14 protein-coding genes are annotated in these 20,088 nt (G+C 40.3%); 7 read left to right on the top strand and 7 right to left on the bottom strand.

From position 1 onward, the window contains the following. Positions 1–13 precede the first annotated feature (13 nt). The 6 genes from VYM24_RS00395 to VYM24_RS00370 form a co-directional block, all read right to left on the bottom strand. Positions 14–367 carry a hypothetical protein gene (locus tag VYM24_RS00395; RefSeq protein WP_044266298.1) on the bottom strand — a complete coding sequence of 118 codons (354 nt, stop codon included), beginning with the start codon at positions 365–367 and terminating at the stop codon, positions 14–16. A gap of 288 nt (positions 368–655) precedes the next feature. Beyond that, positions 656–1,798 (bottom strand): DUF4249 domain-containing protein, encoded by a 1,143-nt coding sequence (locus VYM24_RS00390; RefSeq protein ID WP_330941200.1) that lies wholly within the window; start codon positions 1,796–1,798, stop codon positions 656–658. A gap of 15 nt (positions 1,799–1,813) precedes the next feature. After that, on the bottom strand, positions 1,814–4,600 hold the full coding sequence (locus VYM24_RS00385) for a TonB-dependent receptor (RefSeq protein WP_330941199.1): 2,787 nt from the start codon (positions 4,598–4,600) through the stop codon (positions 1,814–1,816). 1 nt (position 4,601) lies between these two features. Then, positions 4,602–5,474, bottom strand: a complete 873-nt coding sequence (locus tag VYM24_RS00380) for a FecR family protein (RefSeq protein WP_291548721.1) — start codon at positions 5,472–5,474, stop codon at positions 4,602–4,604. Positions 5,475–6,202: 728 nt separating this feature from the next. After that, positions 6,203–6,622 (bottom strand): hypothetical protein, encoded by a 420-nt coding sequence (locus tag VYM24_RS00375; RefSeq protein WP_224320507.1) that lies wholly within the window; start codon positions 6,620–6,622, stop codon positions 6,203–6,205. A gap of 468 nt (positions 6,623–7,090) precedes the next feature. Next, positions 7,091–7,630: an RNA polymerase sigma-70 factor gene (locus VYM24_RS00370; protein ID WP_330941198.1), complete on the bottom strand. Its 540-nt coding sequence runs from the start codon at positions 7,628–7,630 to the stop codon at positions 7,091–7,093. 808 nt (positions 7,631–8,438) lie between these two features. Between VYM24_RS00370 and VYM24_RS00365 the strand changes: the two genes are divergently transcribed. The 7 genes from VYM24_RS00365 (at position 8,439) to VYM24_RS00335 (ending at position 18,647) form a co-directional block, all read left to right on the top strand. Then, on the top strand, positions 8,439–11,771 hold the full coding sequence (locus VYM24_RS00365) for a SusC/RagA family TonB-linked outer membrane protein (RefSeq protein ID WP_330941197.1): 3,333 nt from the start codon (positions 8,439–8,441) through the stop codon (positions 11,769–11,771). Positions 11,772–11,793: 22 nt separating this feature from the next. Next, positions 11,794–13,389 carry a RagB/SusD family nutrient uptake outer membrane protein gene (locus tag VYM24_RS00360; protein WP_330941196.1) on the top strand — a complete coding sequence of 532 codons (1,596 nt, stop codon included), beginning with the start codon at positions 11,794–11,796 and terminating at the stop codon, positions 13,387–13,389. 26 nt (positions 13,390–13,415) lie between these two features. Further along, on the top strand, positions 13,416–14,294 hold the full coding sequence (locus VYM24_RS00355) for a zinc-binding metallopeptidase (protein WP_330941195.1): 879 nt from the start codon (positions 13,416–13,418) through the stop codon (positions 14,292–14,294). 9 nt (positions 14,295–14,303) lie between these two features. Next, entirely contained in the window at positions 14,304–15,614 is a 1,311-nt protein-coding gene (locus tag VYM24_RS00350) for a DUF4302 domain-containing protein (RefSeq protein ID WP_330941194.1), read from the top strand. A gap of 25 nt (positions 15,615–15,639) precedes the next feature. Further along, positions 15,640–16,011, top strand: coding sequence for a hypothetical protein (locus VYM24_RS00345; RefSeq protein WP_330941193.1), 372 nt, complete (start codon positions 15,640–15,642; stop codon positions 16,009–16,011). Between the two features lie 12 nt (positions 16,012–16,023). Then, a complete protein-coding gene (locus tag VYM24_RS00340; RefSeq protein WP_330941192.1) occupies positions 16,024–17,136 on the top strand; it encodes a BACON domain-containing protein in 1,113 nt (370 codons plus the stop codon). 152 nt (positions 17,137–17,288) lie between these two features. Continuing rightward, positions 17,289–18,647 (top strand): transposase, encoded by a 1,359-nt coding sequence (locus VYM24_RS00335; RefSeq protein WP_330941191.1) that lies wholly within the window; start codon positions 17,289–17,291, stop codon positions 18,645–18,647. Between the two features lie 308 nt (positions 18,648–18,955). On the opposite strand, the gene hemW is transcribed toward VYM24_RS00335, so the two are convergent. Further along, on the bottom strand, positions 18,956–20,086 hold the full coding sequence (hemW, locus tag VYM24_RS00330) for a radical SAM family heme chaperone HemW (protein ID WP_330941190.1): 1,131 nt from the start codon (positions 20,084–20,086) through the stop codon (positions 18,956–18,958). Between the last annotated feature and the right edge of the window lie 2 nt (positions 20,087–20,088).

Genomic DNA, 20,088 nt, shown 5'->3' with positions numbered 1-20,088 from the left:
GTGCCCTCTCTTATTATTTCACTTCGATACCTTTATTCTGCAAAGTGACATTCAATACTTTCGCATAATCAGCATATTGCTTGTCAGTAAGCGTTTTCTTCATCAACTTCAAGTTTCCGTACACTGCATTGTGGAGTTTCTTTTCTTGGTCCTTCTTTGCAGTTGTGGCACGTCCCATCTGTGTAGAGAAGTATTCGCAGATGTTTGCTACTTCTTCATGCTGGTCAGCCGACAATTTTAAATATTTACTCAACTTGGTTACGTTGATGTTACCATCCCATTTTGCAGTTGTAGGTTGATTTCCTGCTGCAAATGTCGTAGCAGTCAGGCAGACTGCTGCCATTAATGTTAATCCTAAACGTTTCATAATACCTACTTTTAATTTGTTATACCTAAAAACAATTCTAACTCTAAAAATCTAATACCTATTGAAAATAGCTCTAAGCGCTTAGCTTTTTCTTTTTACCTATGCAAATATAGGAATATGTTTTATAACATAAAAGCAAAGAAGAAGGAAAGTGCTGTTTAAGGGAGCATTTCTTGATATAGATCAATTATCTGGTGTTATTTTGCTCGTTTAAGGCTTCTATTTGTAATGTGAATGTAATATAGTTATCGAACACGGGTGATCATAATGATAGTATTTATCCGGATTTTACCACCATCCCCATTTTTTATCCGGCATATCTATGGTGTATTGAATTTCAGATGAAATACCTACAAAGCCCAATCCGCCTTCTACATTGCTGGGCAGGCTGATAGGTTCCATCAGGGCTTCGTCATAATCTTCGTCATCCATGCAGTTTAAAGCTTTCAGGTAGCGATAATATGTTTCAGGCAAACTGAGCACGCGCACGGTGATATTTTGTTTCAGGTAGCACCGGGTATAATTCAGTGATTGGAGAATATCATAGTTGTCATCGTAAAGTGGGGTGTAAACTTTCAGCGTGGCAGATGAATTGGTGAAACGATTATCTGTGAAGATACTGTATTTGTTTTCAATGTTGGTGGGAAACATTGCATTTTCATCATCATCCGAGCTGGTGACATGTCCGTCGGTCAGGATCACGTCTTCACGGTTGATAAGTTCGGTATATCTATAGTTGACAACTGTGTCTTTCGTTATGGTGTAAATGTAATCTCCATTCTCATCCTTTATATAGTCTCCGTTCTCGTCTTCGTTGGGCGTGTAGATAACGCAGCGGAAGTCTTTGTTATTCACTATCTCCAGACGGTAATAGTTCTTTTCGTTGGGAAGATCCTCTAAGGTGATGCGGTATTGACGATGGGCTCTCATGTTACCCCATTGGCGGATGAGGGCGGTACAGGTGTCCACTTGCAGGCTTTGTAGAGGACGGGGAACAGTTACTTGCGAACTGACATGATACTTTCCGCCTTCCGCTGTGGCTTCCAGGCGAATGTTATCTCCAGGTTGTAAGTGGGCGGTGAGACGGAATATTTTGAAACGCATACTTTTTAGTAATGCTTCATATTGCCCCTTGTCAAGCTGATTTCGCATATTTCCATAGTATTCTTCGGGAGATATGGCTTGAGGGGATTCAACCTGTTTATCGTTTACATAGAGGGAAAGCGTTGCTTCATTGATGCGGCCGATGCTGTTTCCTTCACTAAGATGCAGATAAACGAGATTCTCTGTTTGTCCGGCATTGAGCAGGGCATTCATGATAAGCTGCGGATTTTGTTGTCCGGGATTATATGGGATTTCATTTTCACAAGCCATAAAGAGTCCGGCGAAAGCTATATATATAATAAGGTGTAATTTAATTCTTGTTTTCATAATCTGGTATGGCTTTTAAAATTTATAGGTATAAGTCACAGAGGGTATGCAGGGTAATATAGTCAGTTTCTTGATAACAGTCTTCGACTTTTTCTCTGAGTTATATTGATTACCGTTTCCCTGATATATGCTGTTGTAAAAGTCATCGTAAATCAGATTGTAACCTTGTTCCCATTTGCTGTAAACCAGGTTGGGGTTCATAGCATTGTAGGCATTATAAAGGCTGATGTTCCAGGTACGCATGCCATGCTTGGTTTTCTTGTTGAAGTTGATACCCAGGTTTAGGCGATGACTGGCTGGCAGGCGATAGTTGTTGCGCTGGGAAATATAAGGAGCAGATTCTATATTGCCTTCGGGACGGATGATAATGGTCTCCCGTTCAGGTACTGTGATGCATCCCCCGGTATTGAATATCCATGAAGCTCCGACGTCGATACGTTCGCTGAATTTATGATTCAAACACAGACTGATGCTGTGGCGGCGGTCATATTTATAAGGAAACCATTTACCTTGGCTGATGGCGCCATCTTTGAAACGGTGATCGGTCTTTGCCAGCGTATATGCTAGCCAACCGGTAGTCTTTCCCAAAGTTTTTTGTACCATCATTTCCAGGCCAAAGGAACGTCCTTCACCCATTTCTACTTTTTCCTCCCAATTAGTGGAAGTGCCGAAAAAAGAAACGCCATCCTGATATTCCAGTATGTGACGCATCTGCTTATAATATCCCTCTATAGAGAACTCCCAGCCAGCCCGGCTGGTATAATAGCCTCCAAGAGAGTATTGATTGGCATACATGGGACGTATGTTTTTGGTAATTGGTACCCAAAGATCCGTAGGCATAGAGAAAGGAGTGGATGAAAGCAAGTGTACATATTGTGCCATGCATGTATAGGATGCCTTGGCGGAGAATCCCTGTCCGAAGTTGTAGCGTGTGGAGAGGCGTGGTTGAATCGAACAGTAGTTCTTTCCTTGTGTAGAGAACAGAGATGCCCTTATACCGGCATTTAGACTGAGATGATTGTTCAGATTGAAATTATCTTCAGCATAGAGTGATACCTCTTGTCCTCGTAGTACATGATTATTGCTGGCAGCATAAATAGTTTCTTCCTGTTGCTCTCCGTTTTCCACCTCCTGAGTCTTGGAAGTGGAGATGCCCGGGCGGAAAGTATGGTGGATATATTCTGCTCCAAACTTGATGTGATGCTCCGGTGCGGGTGTAAAATCGAAGTCCATGCGCGCACTCCAGTCACTGATGCCCGAACGGAATTGGGATAAATAGCTATAACGATCTAATATTTGCCCCCGGTAGGTGCGCGTATCTTCCACATCCTGATTCAATTTCATCAGATAGTTATTGTAGGAAATAGTGGTGTTGCAGAACAACTTACTATTAAATACATAATTCCAGCGGCCATAGGCTATCGTGTTTCCCCAGTTCAGGTGGCTGTCATCTTTATAATAGACTTTAGTTTCGTCGTTGTTCTGATAGTAGTTGTTGCTGTCGGTGGTGTCAAAGTGGTAGTGGTCCTTTCCTTTATAGAAACCGATGAAGAGGCGGCTGCGGTCATTGAATTTATGGTTCACCTTGGCATTGATGTCGTAAAAGTAGTAGTTGTATTTATCGGCGTAATAATCATCTTTATCCACTATGAGGTTTTTGAAGAAGGCGGTGTGCGTGGCACGTGCACTAAGGCTGAAAGAAGTGTGTCCTTTCCAGATAGGTCCTTCAAAATGCAATTTGTCGGTAAGTGTACCTACACTGAGTGCTCCGTGGTAATGGTGCATATCTCCGTCGTTGGTGCGTATATCGACAATAGAGGAAAGCCGACCGCCGTAACGGGCGGGAAAGGAACTCTTGTAGAGTGTAGTGTTTTTTATAGCTTCGGGAGTAAATACGGAGAATACCCCCAAAAGATGATCTGCATTATATACCGGAATACCGTCCAGCAATATCAGGTTCTGGTCCGGTCCTCCGCCACGTACATATAAACCGGAAAAGCCTTCCGTTCCGGCTTGTACACCTGGCATTAACTGAATAGTTTTCAATATATCAGCCTCTCCCAGCACAGCCGGAGTATGTTGTATCTGTGCCATTGGAATTTCATGTGCTCCCATAGCAGTAGACTGAATGCCGGCCTCTTTCTTATCCGAAAGTACTATCACTTCCGCCAGTTCGTTATTGCTGTCCAGGCGGACGTTGAGCACGGTGTCTTTATTTAGCGGGAACGAACTGTGCCAAGTTTCGTACCCTAAATACGAAAAACTTAAATCCGCATCTCCTTCCGGTAAAGTAAGAGTATAGAAACCGAAAGGATTGGTGGCAGTGCCCACACGCTGACGACTATCGAGGATATTGGCACCAATCAGTGTCTCGGAAGACACCCCGTCCGTCACGTATCCGCTGATAGTGAACCGCCGGCTTACGGTTTTCTGCGGCACGGGCCGCTTGTTTAGCAAAATATGTTTTCCGGAGACTTCGAAACCTATCGGTTGGTTTTCAAAGGCCTTCCGGAGAATCTCGTTAATAGTAAGGTCACGGACGGCCAATGTGATGCGTCCATTTAAGCGTACTTCTTCTCCATATATGAAACTGTACCCGGTTTTTTGTTCCACTTGTTTCACAAACTCTTCCAGTGTAGCGTTTTGCAGTTTGATGCTGAAACGCGTTTGTGAAGGATTGGTCTTCTGTAGAACGCAGGTGGCAAATACGATTGTACTTTGTAGTGTACAGGTTGATAGGAGAACCGCTCCCATCAGGAAAAATTTCCTGATGGTGCGGGGGGAACAGATAGAGGATTTCATTCTAGTTTAATTTTTGTGTGATGGTTATTATGTTATTAGTTTTTGTGTATTCAAACTTTTGGTTGCGGCAAAGCAGCGAAAGAATATCTTCCAGTGTTTCGCCATCAGAGAAAGTAGCCGTCATGCGATAGTTTTGTAAATCAGCGTCTTCAATACGAATGTCTGTGTGGAAAGCGTTAGAAAGTTGTCGGACAATCTCTTGTAAAGGAATGCTTTTGAAAAGCAGTGTTCCGTTTCTCCAGATAATCTCTTCGGATGCATTGTTTTCGGTATGTAGAGTCAGACTTTTCTTATCCTTATTATATATAGCGCTTTCATTGGGTGAGAGTATCAGGTTCTCTTCTGTTTTGTCGATGAGGCTGACAGAAACGGAACCTTCCAACAAGGTGGTTTTCACTTGTGTATCTTTGGGATAGGCTTCGACATTGAAATGTGTACCTAAAACCTGCACAATAATTGCTCCGGCTTCCACTTTAAAAGGATGTGCTGCATCCTTGCTGACTTCGAAATAAGCTTCTCCTTGCAACTGTACTTTCCGGTCTTTTCCTCTGAAGCGTTCGGGATAAGTCAGAGAAGAATAGCGGTTCAGTACAATTTCTGTTTGGTCGGGTAGTGTAACGGTACGTGTTTCTGCCAATGTGGATACGGTTTGCAATGGTACCGGGGCGAACATATAGTATGCCCACCAGCCCAGTACACAAAGCACGGCGACAGCGGCTGCACCAGCCATTGTGTGCAATGAAAGGATGCGGCGTTGCAGATGCGGCAACCGTTTCTCAAGAAGTATCCAGCTATTGGCTTTCGAGAATCTTCCTCTCGGCGAACGGGTGGAGGTTGCGAGTTTATCGAGTATTTTTTCAAATTCTTGTTCCATGTTCTTATTCCTCTTTTCTATAAAGACAGGTAAAACGGAAAAACTCCCTATGCCGAAATTACTTTTTTCTGGAAAAAGTGCTAAGTAGTGATTTAAAAAGGAGGGAACTCATATTGTCGAGTTTATATCAATTCTTCCTACATCCTACACCCGCTATCATTTTCATCTGGTTATCAAATAGATAGGTGGTGTAGGAAGTGGTGTAGGAAGGTGTAGGAAAGTTGTATCCTACACCGAAAAATAGAAAAAAAGAGCGTTTTTATGTTTGTAATCCACTAATTTACAAGCCCTTAATCTGTATTTTACAAACTTTGCCCGTATTCATGCAAATATCTCCTTTTAAACTGAATTTTCATCGCAGAAGTTATCACTTCGTAAGAATTGAGGAGTCAGGCTTCATAATCCCATTATATAGAAAGCTGAATTATAGAGGAGAAACTTGATATGCTCCTTCCTTTTTCCCCTAAAGCTTTAATGTTAATGTCATTATGCTATAAGCAAAACCTCGTTTTTCAGTTGAGGGCTGTGTAGCCCGCAATCGTGGGACCGACAGCCCTCAACTGGAAAACATAGAGCCCGCAACTGTGGGACGAAGTTTTGTTACAGGCAAAAGAACAAAAACAATAAAGCAAAGCTTAGTTTTCATACGGCCTTAAGGCATTTATGTACCAAGCTCACGTGAGAAAAAGCTAGTGGTAGGATGAAACAGAATGGAGTTGTAGTTCCCATTATTGGGGACTTAGATGGATAGTGATCTGTGTCTTTTTGCCTTCTTTATCCTTCGGGGTACAGACGATGCGGAATTCAGCTTTGTCTGTCACTCTCTTCGGATAGATCTTCACTCGTAGATTGGCTGATTTCTTCTTGGCAGGGATAATGACCGTCTTGTCTTCAAGACTGAAAATAACTGCTTTACCCGGCATGTTTATGCCATTAATGAGAACTTCTCTATCCTCATTTTTCTTTTCAGCGGCAATAATCTTTACGTCGAACTCTTCTGTGTCTTTGTTTTTGTCGAACGAATAGTTTTTGGTGGCTTTCTCAAAACCTACATACTCTTCGGGATAACTGGAACTGTTGTTACTGCATGCGGCAAGGATGAAGAGAAGCCCTGCGGTTCCTGCCATTTGTTTGCAAAATCTTTTCATGTCGTTTTAATTTTAGTTTAGTTTAATATAGTTCATGAGTAAAGACAGGAGCAGAAAAGAAACTCCCTATGGCGATAGAAATAAAAAGTGTTAATTAATCATGTGATAATTACTGTGGATGCCTATTCCCTTTTGTACCATTCCTCCAGTCCTTTGATAAGTAGATATACTTTTTCCCCCTATCTTCATCGCCCCTTTCGGGTTGAGTTCTTCAGGCATGGGGATGAGCACTTCCGGAAGTGTGAAAATGTTACATGATGATGTCGGGGCGGAATATGGTAAAAACGGTCTGTACCCGCTCAGGAGATAGCTGTGGCACTACTTTTATAAGGCTACACCCTTTTCTTCGGATGGTGTAGCCATCGCCTCCAAAGGGTGTAGCCATCTGGGGGAAAAGGTGTAGCCCTGCCGGGAGGATGGTTTACTAACACCGGGGATTGATGAATGTTGTTTGACAAGCTCTATTTATTAGAGCAGTATTTCTTTCAATCGAATGGTTGCTTTCTGCAATTGCGCATCCACCGTTTTTGTACTGATACCCAACTCTTCTGCTACTTGTGCATAGGTTTGTTTTTCTTCACGGATGCGGATAAAGACTTCACGGCAACGTTCCGGTAGTCGGTCGAGAGCTTTTACATAGCGGGAAAAAAGCTCCTCGCTGATCAGAGTATCTTCAGGAGATACTGCTTGATCGGAGTGTTCTTGTAGAGTTTCTGTTGATAGGGTGGGGCGGCGCTCCTCTTTTTCTATATAGTTGAGAGAGGCATTCTTTACGAGTATGAAACAGTAATCTTCGATATTGGTAATTTCTAATAGTTGCTTACGGTGTTCCCAGAGTTTCATGAAAACATCAAGCACAATTTCTTGCGACCATTCTTCGTGGTGAGTGTAGTAATAAGCAATACGGAACAGACGATCGTATGTCATGTCATAAAAATCCCGGAAAGCAGTTTGTGAATCCTGCTCGCTCATTTTCCGTAGATACCTTCTGACTTCCTGTTCTGTCATATTGCCGTTTCATGTAATCAGCGGACAAAGGTAAGAGTTTCAAATTAAATATCCTATTCTGTGTGTTTCTTGTCTTTTTAAAATACTGATTAAAAGATGGAGTTCTAGCAGAACTTGATAGATTGGTTAAAGTGTACTAATCAATGATATCAGCAAAAAGTTGCTTCTACCGTAGCTGTTGTTTTCATGATACTTCTGTTACTTTTTCAGGAATATAGACTTTTATTATCTTTTCAAACTTTTAGCTATATATTTATTTGAAGTGTAGATGAAGAATGACATTAATCTTTCTTTCGTAAATGTGTTTTAATCGAATTCGCTGAAAGCATAGCCGTTTATTCATGTTCCACCGCTGCAAAATTAGGTAATATTTTATAAAATCAAAACAAATTGCGAAATAAAAATTAAAATACTTGCAAATACATATTGTTTGGATATGTATTCGATTGAGTGTTTATATTACATTTATATCTATTTTTAATCAAGAAAACGGTGAATCTATGATTGTTTTAAAAAGCAAAATGATAGAAGCGCATCTTGTTTTGGCAAATAATAAAGATGCTTTTGTTGTTAATAACATAAAAATAGTACTGCTTTATAGAAAAAGACATTAATGTTAACATAAAAGCAAATATAAACTATGAGTTTGTTTTTTTAGATATAATCTCATTGATTATATTCAAATGAAATTTTTCATAACGAACAAGCTATTTTGAATAATAAAAAATAACTGTTGAGAATTTGCTTTTCATAAGTTCTGCTAGAACATGGTAGATTCTAGTATTAACACATATATTTAAGAGAGCTTATGGAGAAAAAAATTGTTTTATCATTAGCCTGCCTACTTATTGGAATTGGCTTGGCGATTGCGCAGACTCCAAAAACAGTGACGGGACTAGTCATTTTTGAAGAAGACAATCAGCCTATTGTAGGTGCGTCTGTTTTAATTAAAGGTACAAACCAGGGAGCGGTAACTGATCTCGATGGTAAGTTTACACTTACTAATGTGCCAAGCACGGCTAAAATACTGAGAATAACTTATGTCGGTATGCAGACGGTAGAAGTGAATATTAAGAATGGCACGATGAAAATCATGATGAAACCGGATGCCGAGGTTTTGGAAGAAGTTGTGGTCACCGGTATGACGAAGATGGATAAACGACTTTTTACAGGTGCTGCGACCAAGTTGTCCAGTGAAGATGTGAAATTGGATGGTTTGGCGGATATTAGCCGTTCATTGGAAGGACGTGCGGCAGGTGTATCTGTACAAAACGTTTCCGGAACTTTCGGTACAGCTCCTAAAATTCGTGTTCGTGGCGCTACATCTATTTATGGTAGTTCTAAACCGCTGTGGGTAGTTGATGGTATCATAATGGAAGATGTTACGGAGGTAAGTGCCGATGAGTTGTCTTCTGGTGATGCCGTTACATTGATTAGTTCTGCTATTGCAGGTCTGAATGCAAATGATATTGAGAGTTTCCAAATTTTAAAAGACGGATCTGCGACTTCTATTTATGGTGCACGTGCCATGGCAGGTGTGATTGTAGTTACTACCAAGAAAGGGCAGGCCGGAAAAAGTCATATTTCCTATACCGGTGAATTCACCATGCGCATGATTCCGAGATATGCCGACTTCAATATTATGAATTCACAGGAACAGATGGGAGTTTATAAAGAGATGAAGGAAAAAGGATGGTTAAATTTCTCGGATACTTATCGTGCTGCCCAAAGTGGTGTTTATGGTAAGATGTATCAGTTGATGAACACTTATAATCCGGTGACCGGTACATTTGCTTTGGAACATACAGACACTGCAATGAATGATTATTTGCAGGAGGCTGAGTTTAGAAATACAGATTGGTTTGATGCATTATTCAGTAATTCTGTGATGCATAATCATTCTGTCAGTCTTTCATCCGGTACGGAAAAAGCTTCTTTCTATGCTTCTTTAAGTGCCATGGCCGATCCGGGATGGTATAAAGATAGTGAGGTAAACAGATATACGGCTAATCTGAATGCTACATATAATATTTCAAAACAGTTATCCATAAATCTTATATCTTCGGCAGCCTATAGAAAACAAAAGGCTCCTGGTACTTTGAGCCAAAGTGTGGATCCTGTATATGGTGAAGTGAAGCGTGACTTTGATATTAATCCGTATTCGTATGCGCTGAATACTTCCCGTGCATTGGATCCGAAGACGATGTATGTCCGTAATTATGCTGATTTCAATATCCTTCATGAATTGGATAATAACTATATGAATCTGGATGTGGCAGATTTAAAGTTCCAAGGGGAGCTGAAATGGAAACCTATTACAGGACTGGAATTTTCAGCATTGGGGGCTGTGAAGTATTCTGCAACTTCACAAGAACATCTCATTACGGATGATTCTAACCAAGCTATGGCTTATCGTGCTATGCCCGATGCTACGGTACGTGATCGTAACCCCTTCTTATATACTGATCCGGATAATCCATACGCATTACCTATTAGCGTATTGCCTCAAGGAGGTATTTATCAACGTACGAACTATAAGATGCTGGGATATGACTTCCGAGCTACTGGAAGTTGGAATCATGTATTTGCTGAAAAACATATTGTGAATCTTTTTGCCGGTATGGAGACAAACTCTTCCGATCGTAATAAGACTTACTTTAATGGTTGGGGGATGCAATATACTCAGGGCGAAATTCCGTTCTATACTTATCAGTTCTTTAAAAAGAGCATAGAAGAGGGTACTGACTATTATTCATTGACTAATACCCGTTCCAGATCAGCGGCTTTCTTTGCAAATGCTACTTATTCTTATCAGGGTAAATATACGGTGAATGGTACTTATCGTTATGAGGGTACTAACCGTTTAGGCAAGAGCCGTAGTGCACGCTGGTTACCCACGTGGAATATATCAGCGGCATGGAATATGCACGAGGAGGAATTCTTTGAGTCATTGAGACCGGCTTTGGCACACTTTGCTTTGAAGGCTTCTTATTCTTTGACTGGAGACCCGGGACCGAATACGGTTACTAACTCTACCATGGTATTAAAGAGTTATAAACCTTATCGTCCGTTTGCTAATATTCAGGAAAGTGGTCTAAAGATTATAGATTTGGCTAATGACGACCTGACTTATGAAAAAAAACATGAGTTGAATATCGGTGCAGATATGGGATTCCTGGACAATCGCATCAACTTTGCTATTGACTGGTATAAACGTGATAACTATGATTTGATTGGTGTGATACAGACTCCCGGTGTCGGAGGGCAAATTCGTAAACTGGCGAATGTGGCTACCATGAAATCACATGGTGTTGAATTTACGCTTTCTACACGAAATATTCAAACGAAAGACTTTGGTTGGACTACGGATTTTATCTTCTCCCAGGCAAAGAATGAGGTTACAGACCTGGAATCGGATGCGGAAGTTATTGACGTGGTTTCCGGTACAGGATTTGCACTTAAAGGTTATCCGGTACGTGGGTTATTTTCGTATCAGTTTAAAGGATTGAATGAAGATGGTTTACCTACCTTCATCGATCAGGATGGAAACTTGACGAGTGATGGTAATGATATTGATTTTCAAAGTCAGAAACTGGATTATCTGAAATATGAAGGTCCGACCGATCCTACTATTACCGGTAGCTTCGGAAATATATTCCGCTACAAAGGGTTTAAACTGAATGTATTTATTACTTACTCATTCGGTAATGTTATTCGTCTGGACCCCGTATTCAGTAACGAATATACGGATCTGTCTTCTATGCCGAAAGAGTTCAAAAATCGTTGGGTACTGGCAGGTGAGGAGAATATAACCACAATACCGACGATTGTAACGAAGCGGCAGAGCGATACTGATAACTACTTAAAAACTCTTTATAATGCATACAATTATTCTACGGAACGTATAGCCAAAGGAGATTTTATTCGTATGAAAGAAATATCAGTTTCTTATGATTTCCCGAAGAAGTGGCTAGAGAAAATATTTATTAATGATCTTTCCTTAAAGTTGCAAGCTACCAACTTATTCCTGATTTATTCAGATGATAAACTGAACGGACAAGATCCTGAGTTCTTCCGTTCCGGTGGTGTAGCGGCTCCTGTACCTAAGCAGTTTACATTGACTTTGAGACTTGGTATTTAAAACTTTAAAAGCTAATTAGATTATGGAAAAGAAATATATATATTATCCATTTATGGCATTGGCGATGACTGTAGCATTGTCATCCTGTGATGACTTTTTAGATGAAATGCCAGATAATCGTACAGAACTGGATACAGAGGCTAAAATAACCAACCTTTTAGTATCTGCTTATCCGGAGACAAATTATGCATTATTGGCTGAAATGGCATCTGATAATACGGATGACAATGGTGGGACCTGGACTGCATACAATAAGCTTCAGGAAGAAGCTGCTCTGTGGAAGGATGTAACAGATAAAGATACTGACAGCCCATATAATCTGTGGAATGATTGCTATAAGGCAATTGCTTCTGCCAATGCAGCTTTGGATGCTATTAATGAAAAGGGGAATCCGTCTTCGTTGGATCCTCAGAGAGGAGAAGCATTGATGTGCCGTGCATACAACCACTTTGTACTGGTCAATATTTTTAGTAAAGCATATAGCCCAAAGACCAGTACCAAGGATTTAGGTATTCCGTATATGACCCATTTGGAAACCACAGTATCTCCTGAATATACTCGTGGAACTGTAGCAGAGGTTTATGAAAAAATAGCAGCTGATATAGAGGCCGGATTGCCTTTGTTGAATGATGCGATTTATACTGTCCCTAAGTATCATTTTAATAAGAAAGCCGGTTATGCTTTTGCGGCACGTTTCTATCTTTACTATGTGAAGGATGATAAATCAAACTATGACAAAGCTATCCAGTATGCCACAGTAGTCCTGACAGAAAATCCTACCGCAATGCTGCGTGATTGGGCTACTGTAGGAGCACTGAGCCCTAATAACTCTATTCGTGCCACTGCATTTATCAATGTAAGCGAGAAGGCTAATTTGCTTTTATACTCGACTAATTCTTCATGGGGGAGAATTCACGGTCCTTATGGATTGGGAGAGAAATTTACTCATAATGATATGATTGCCAATAAGGAGACCTGCAAGACCAATTCCATTTGGGGCAGTTATTCCATGCTTTATTTCAGAATACCTTCTTATCAGGGACTGCCCAAAGTAATAATGGGAAAGATTGCGGAATATTTTGAAATAACGGATCCTGTGAATGATATTGGTCAGGTTCATGTGATGTTCCCGGCTCTGACAACCGATGAAGTTATTTTGAACCGTGCTGAAGCTTATACAATGAAAGGAGAATATACGAAGGCGGCAGCTGATCTGGATACATGGATACATGCTTTCACAAAATCTACGAATACTGTAACTGTAGAGTCCGTCAATGCATTGTATGGAGAATATTCGGAAGCAACCGGTACGGGTATGAAGTTTTATACTCCGAAAGCTCCTACTCCTAAAAAAGCTTTGCATCCTGATTTTACGGTAGAACCGGGCACACAAGAAAACTTCATCCATGCAATTTTGCATGTACGCCGTATATTGACTTTGCATGAAGGTTTGCGTTGGTTTGATATAAAGAGGTATGGTTTGGAAATTTATCGTCGTACGGTATACAATAATGAAATAACGGTGAATGATGAAATGAAAGTGGATGATCCCCGTCGGGCCATTCAATTGCCTCAAAGCGTGATAACAGCAGGGTTGGAAGCCAATCCTCGTAATTAACCAGTAAAATTCTTAAAAGATAAATTATGAAAAAATATTTATTTATATTGGGTATAGCTATTTCGTTACTGAACCTTATGGGGTGTGGCGAAGATGATCTGGACTCAAAGAGTATCTTTGAGGATCAGCCGACAAGCGAACTAAATGATTTTGATAAGTGGATACTTGCAAACTATACAACGCCTTATAATATTGCGTTGAAATATCATATGGAGGATATCGAATCTAATCACGATTACACATTGGCTCCTGCTGATTATGATAAAGCGGTGGCTTTATCACATATCGTGAAATATGCGTGGCTCGAAGCTTATGATGAGGTTGTAGGTATTGACTTTACACGCCAGTATGTTCCTAAAGTTCTTCATCTGGTTGGATCGGCTGCTTATGAAGATAATGGTACGATGGTACTTGGCACGGCGGAAGGAGGATTGAAGGTAACTCTATATCTGGTAAATAATTTGCAGATTAATGAAGCGTTCCTGAACGAGTATTACTTTAAGACCATGCACCATGAGTTTGCACATATACTTCATCAGACAAAGAGTTATGACCCTGATTATGACAGAATTTCCGAAGGACTTTATGTCAGTGGAGACTGGTATCAGGAAAGCGAAAAAGATGCTTTGGCAAATGGATTTATTTCTCCTTATGCAATGAGTGAGCCTCGTGAAGATATAGCGGAAGTAACTTCTATTTATGTAACAAATACGGCTGAATACTGGGCTAAACAGATGGCAGCTGCCGGAACTAAAGGTGCTGATATCATTAATCAGAAACTATCAATTGTGAAGAATTACATGCAAACTGCGTGGAATATTGATATGGATGAACTTCGTAATGTAGTTCAGCGCCGTATGGGTGATGTTGTGAGCGGAGAGCTTGATTTGGAAACACTTAAATAAATATGAGAAATGATGAAAAAAATATATTATACTCTATTATTGCTGCTCGTCGGATTGTGCTTTAATTCATGTGTAAGTGAAGAAGAGGATCTGTTCGATAAATCGGCAGCCGAAAGAATGAATGAAGCTTTAGCCAAATATAAGACTATTCTTCAAGATGATCCGCAGGGATGGGTGATGGAGTTCTATCCGAGCGATCGTTCGATGGGTGGATATACTTATACTGCAAAGTTCGATAATGGAAAGGTTGATATGGCTTCGGAATTATCTTTAAGTTCCAGTGATGGTGGTAAATGGCCGGCTGGTACGGTAGTGACTTCATATTACCGGGTTATATCCGAACAAAGTGCAATCCTGACTTTCGACACTTACAATTTACTGTTTCATTTCTTTTCGGAGCCAAGAGGGTCGAGTGATGTCGACGGATATGCCAGCGACTATGAATTTGTGTTTATGGAAGTGAGCGAAGATCGCATTGTGCTGAAAGGAAAGAAATATGGCAATAAGATGGTGATGACTAAACTGACTGAGAGTGCTGGTAGTTATATGCAAAAGGTACTGGATATGCAGGAAAAAATGGCAGCCGTACCTCGCATGAAGATGATAGTAGGTGGAAAAGAGTATGCTATCAGCATGGTAGGTAAACTACTTTCTTATACCGATATAAAAGAAGACAGTTCATTAGAAAATATAGATATGGCCTATATCTATACTCCGGATGGAATAAATCTTTATGAACCGCTTACTATAAATGGAATTACTTTTCAACGCTTAGTCTATGATGATGCTACGGGAGCTATAAAAGCTACGGATGCAGATGTTTCTTTCCCTTATCCTACAGTTTTGGAACAGTTCTGCGGGACAACTGCTCAATGGTACCTTTCTTTTGATATAGCTGCGGGGACTGGAGATATGAACAAGGAACTGATGGATTTATTCAGTAATGCTTATGCAATAAATAAATCAACCCAGTATGAAGAATTCATTGGTTGGTATATTGGAGCAAATCCTGCCTATCCGGGAAATGATACAAACCCATATTGTATGGGTTGGGAATCCAATTGGTTAGGAATGCAGGTTTGGAATGTATGTTATGGATATAAATTATCAATTGTAGATGAGACTGCTAAGAAGATTTCGATCCAGTCTACAGCTCCGGGGTTGAATTATGACTTCTATGCATTTTTAGATCCTATCATAGAGTATGTTGATGCAAATAGTCCCTATACTATAGAATTTGATGATGACCAAACACCCGCTACGGCTAAATTGGTTAGTACAGTTGATAATAAGGTCTGGTTTAGTTTAACTAAGCAATGATTTATTAATAAAGAAAAGTACTGTTATGAATAGAAAAGTAATTCTATCTGTAGTGGTTTCTATGATAGTGCTTTTAGTTGGAATACCCTTCTTTATGTATGGAGAAGACGGATATTCATTCCCACAAGCATTGTTAATGGTTGTATTAATAGATTTGTTGTGTTATTCACCGGTAAATTGGGTGATTGCTAAGGAGTCTGATGAAATCTCGGTCTTGAAGCAAATACTGAAATATATTATAGTGGCGGCACTTATTATTTTGTTACTGATATTCTTTGATAGTAAACATTCTTTTGGAGAATCGTTGTGTATTGCATTGGGAGTAACTTTTTTTATTTATCTCTCTGATACAGTTATTAATGCTTCGGTTCGAAAACTTTTAAAAACTAAAAAATAAAATGTTTAGCGTATGAAAAAAATAAATATTTTATGGATGCTGATAGGATGTCTGTTCTTGGTAACATCCTGCTCGGATGATGACGATTCATCTGCTGTTGCATCCTTACAGGTGATAAAGTCTGATGTATCTTTCACTGCCGTTGCAACTACCGGCACTATAGAGGTACAAAGCACTTCTGCCATTACGGCGGTAAGCAATCAGGATTGGTGCACGGTTACTGTTAACGGTAATGTCGTGACAGTGGCGGTTCCTACTTATACAGGTCTTGTAGGCCGAAATGCGGTTGTTGAAATATCGAATGCTTTAGATAGCAAGGTGCGTGTACCTGTGTCACAAGCCGGTGGAGTATGGTATGTGAACGGGGATGATCTTTACGGACTTTCTGATGAAGAAAGTACCATAACGATCCCTGTGAAGAGTGATTATGACTACACTGTAGATATGCCGGATTGGATAACCGGTGAGAAAGTAAAAGAAGGTTATAATTTTACTTTAGCTGAGAATACGACCGGAAATGCCCGTAAAGGAACCGTAATATTCAAGAGCCAAAAAGGAACCAAAGAAATAACTTTTGTTCAGTTTGGGGTGAATGATATTGCAGGCACTTATGAAGCTACTTATTCTACTTTTGGTGAAGGGGATGATTGGGTAAGTGAAACCGTGAAAATAGAGATCTTTCAAGATGAAAAAGATGCAACAGTTTTCTATGCAAACGGTTTGAGTTCTATAAGAGGAGTTGTATTGCCTCTGAAGTTCGATAGTGAAACCTACCAGTTGAGTGCCCTTAACGGACAATATCTTGGATTTATAGAATCACAAAAATGGTACCTTTATACCATAGTGAGAAGTGAAGCGGGCTATGTACATGCGGACACGTCATTGTCCTATCCAGCTATAGCAGAGCTTGATGTAGCCGATGAAGAATTAATGCCTTTCTTCCCTTTCAAGGATAAAAAAGGATTATCCTTTACAGGAGAAATAGGGACTATAAAGAGCTTTATCGATGCTATAGGAGTTTATGTCTTTGCTTCTAAGTCTCCAACGTTTGGTAATAATAATAACCTTGGTTATTATGATATATTTAAAGACTTATCAATAAAGAAAATAAAAGCAGATAATTAGAATTCTCTCTGACGAATTAGGGATATTCCCAAAATAATAAAATTTAAGGCAACTAATTCATTGCGAGTTAGTTGCCTTTTTTGTATCTTTAAGCATTCCCCCCAAAAAAACGGTTTGACGGCCAAAACGGGGGTAATCTAAACTAAAAACACATGGTAAAGATACAAAAAATCTCCGAAATCGAACCTTGTTTAGGTTTTACCGAGTTCGATATGCTAAAAAAATATCGTCAAAGTTTTGCAACGAGCGAATTAGGTCGCCTCCATGCTCTGTTTCCTTTCTCGGAACTGGCCCGACAAATGCATTTGAAGTCCTCTGCTTTGGGTCGTAAAAGTTATTTTTCTCCCGAAGGTAAAATAGCCTTGATGGTCCTGAAGTCCTATACCAACTTTTCCGATGCACAACTGATTGAGCATTTAAACGGTAATATTCATTACCAGTTATTTTGTGGTGTTCAGATTGATCCTCTTCATCCACTGACCAATCCTAAAATCGTCAGTGCGATTCGCCAGGAACTAGCGGACCGCCTTGTTATTGAGTCCCTCCAGCTTATTCTGGCTGAGCATTGGAAACCTTATCTTGAGAACCTTCATGTCTGTATGACCGATGCCACCTGTTATGAAAGTCATTTGCGCTTTCCTACTGATGTCAAACTCTTATGGGAAGGTATTGTATGGCTTCATCGCCATCTGTGCAAACATTGCCGTACATTGCACATACAACGTCCCCGTAACAAGTATCTTGATGTAAGCCGTGCCTACCTTGCTTACAGTAAACTGCGTAAACGCAGGAAATCACAGACCCGTATGATTAAACGCAGGCTACTTCAGTTATTGGAAAAGTTACTGGACCAGCTGGAGCATCTTCATTCATCCTACAGGCACAGGCTTACACTATCCTCTGATTACCAAAGACGTTTCTCGGTCATACAGACAGTCCTTGAGCAAGGGAAGAATTTATTTGCAGGCAAAAAAGTGTCCAACCGTATCGCGAGTATCGACCGGCATTACCTTCGCCCCATTATCAGAGGCAAGGAAACCAAATCCGTTGAGTTCGGAGCCAAGGTCAACAATATACAAATAGATGGAATCTCCTTCATAGAACATATCTCCTTTAAGGCTTTTAACAAAGGAGTACGTTTGAAAGACTGTATTCATTTGCAACGACAACTGACCAAGGTCAGGGTTAAGGCGCTTGCAGCGGATTCAATCTATGCTAATAATGCCAACCGGAAATTTTGTACTAAATATCATATAAGTACTTCCTTTAAGCGTAAGGGAAGAGCTGCCAAAGATGAGCCACTGCGGAAAATCTTACGGTCGGAACTCAGCCGTGAAAGGGCTACCCGCCTGGAAGGAAGTTTTGGAACGCAGAAACAACATTACTCACTGGCCAGAATAAAAGCCAGAAACAGGAAAACGGAAATACTTTGGATTTTCTTTGGAATACATACGGCCAATGCGGTATCTATGATAGAAAAGGTCGAAAAGAAAAAAAGAACGGCTGCATAATCAAACTAAAAGAAGAAGAAGAAAAGAGGAGAGGGTTTTAACTTCCCCTAAAAAGACATATACATAATGTACCGTTGGGAAGAAAAAATAAGAATATGTAAATAATATTCTATTAAAAAGATAGAAGACTTGAGACTTTACACAAAAAAATTAAGAGAAAAGCTCACGTAAAGTAAAACTGTTCTCTTAATTTATAAGAAAGAGGGACATTTACTGAATATCCCGAATTAGGTTTAACTTTATGTTGACCTATAGAAGAAAGCCGTTTCTGCGAAGAAACGGCTTTCTGTGTCTACTATCTTATTCCTTTATTCTATTTCCAAGAGGTCGCTCATGATACCGTCTGAGATGAAAATGCCTTCCCTGGTTAGCTTTAACCGATTGTCATGCAACTCTAATTTCCCGTTTTCCAGATAAGGTTTGGCTTGTTCAAGACAATATTTCCAGAGCCGGTTGCCGAACTTATTTTTTAGCTCTTCAGTGGATATTCCCCACATTGTGCGCAGACCTGTGATGATGTATTCATTGTAGCGTGTGTGTGTGTCCAGTTGTTCTGTTTCGTGCTGGCGTTGCCCTTGTTCTACAGATGAAAGATATTGATTTAGTGAAGCTACATTCCATTCGCGCGAGTCTCCATTAAAGGAATGTGCGGACGGACCGCATCCCAAATAAGAAATTCCCTGCCAATAAGAAGTATTATGCTGGGAATACATTCCTGGTTTGCAGAAGTTGGAAATTTCATAGTGCTCGTATCCGGCAGCAGAAAGAGTGTCTATCAGTGTGGAGAAGAAGTTCAGACTACTATCCTCATCCACTTGAGATACCGAGTGTTGTTGCAGCATTTTGTAAAGGGGGGTACCTTCCTCGTAAATTAGATGGTAGGCTGAAATATGCTCTACATTAAGACTGACAGCTTGCTGTAAATCTTGTGCCCAGCGTGGGTCGGTCTCTCCGGGTAAACCATAAATTAAATCGATACTGATATTTTGAAAACCTGCTTGTCGACAGCGTTTAACTGCTTCTATTGCTTGTCTGGCATTGTGCCGCCTGTTCAATAATTGTAGTGTTGCATCATCAAAAGTTTGTATTCCCATACTGATGCGGTTGAACGGCAGAGTGCGCAACATTCCGATATATTCATCTGTAAGGTCATCGGGATTTGCTTCAAGAGTTATTTCTGTTGCTTCCCTCGTTCCGTAAACCTGTTCAATCGTTTTGAAAACCTCCTTAAAGTCTTCCTCCGATAACTGTGACGGTGTACCTCCACCGAAATAAATGGTTTCAACAGCTTCCCCTTTCAGATATTCCTTGCGTTCCGTCAACTCCCGGCAAAGGGCACGGATATATTGCGATTTCAATTCCGAACGTGTGGTGGAATAGAAATCGCAATAAATGCAACGTGTCTTGCAGAAGGGGATATGTATGTAGATGCCTGCCATAA

The sequence above is a fragment of the Bacteroides sp. MSB163 genome (genome assembly GCF_036416795.1).
GTDB classification, from domain to species: Bacteria; Bacteroidota; Bacteroidia; order Bacteroidales; family Bacteroidaceae; genus Bacteroides; species Bacteroides maternus.
This window is presented reverse-complemented; position numbering and strand designations above follow the sequence as displayed.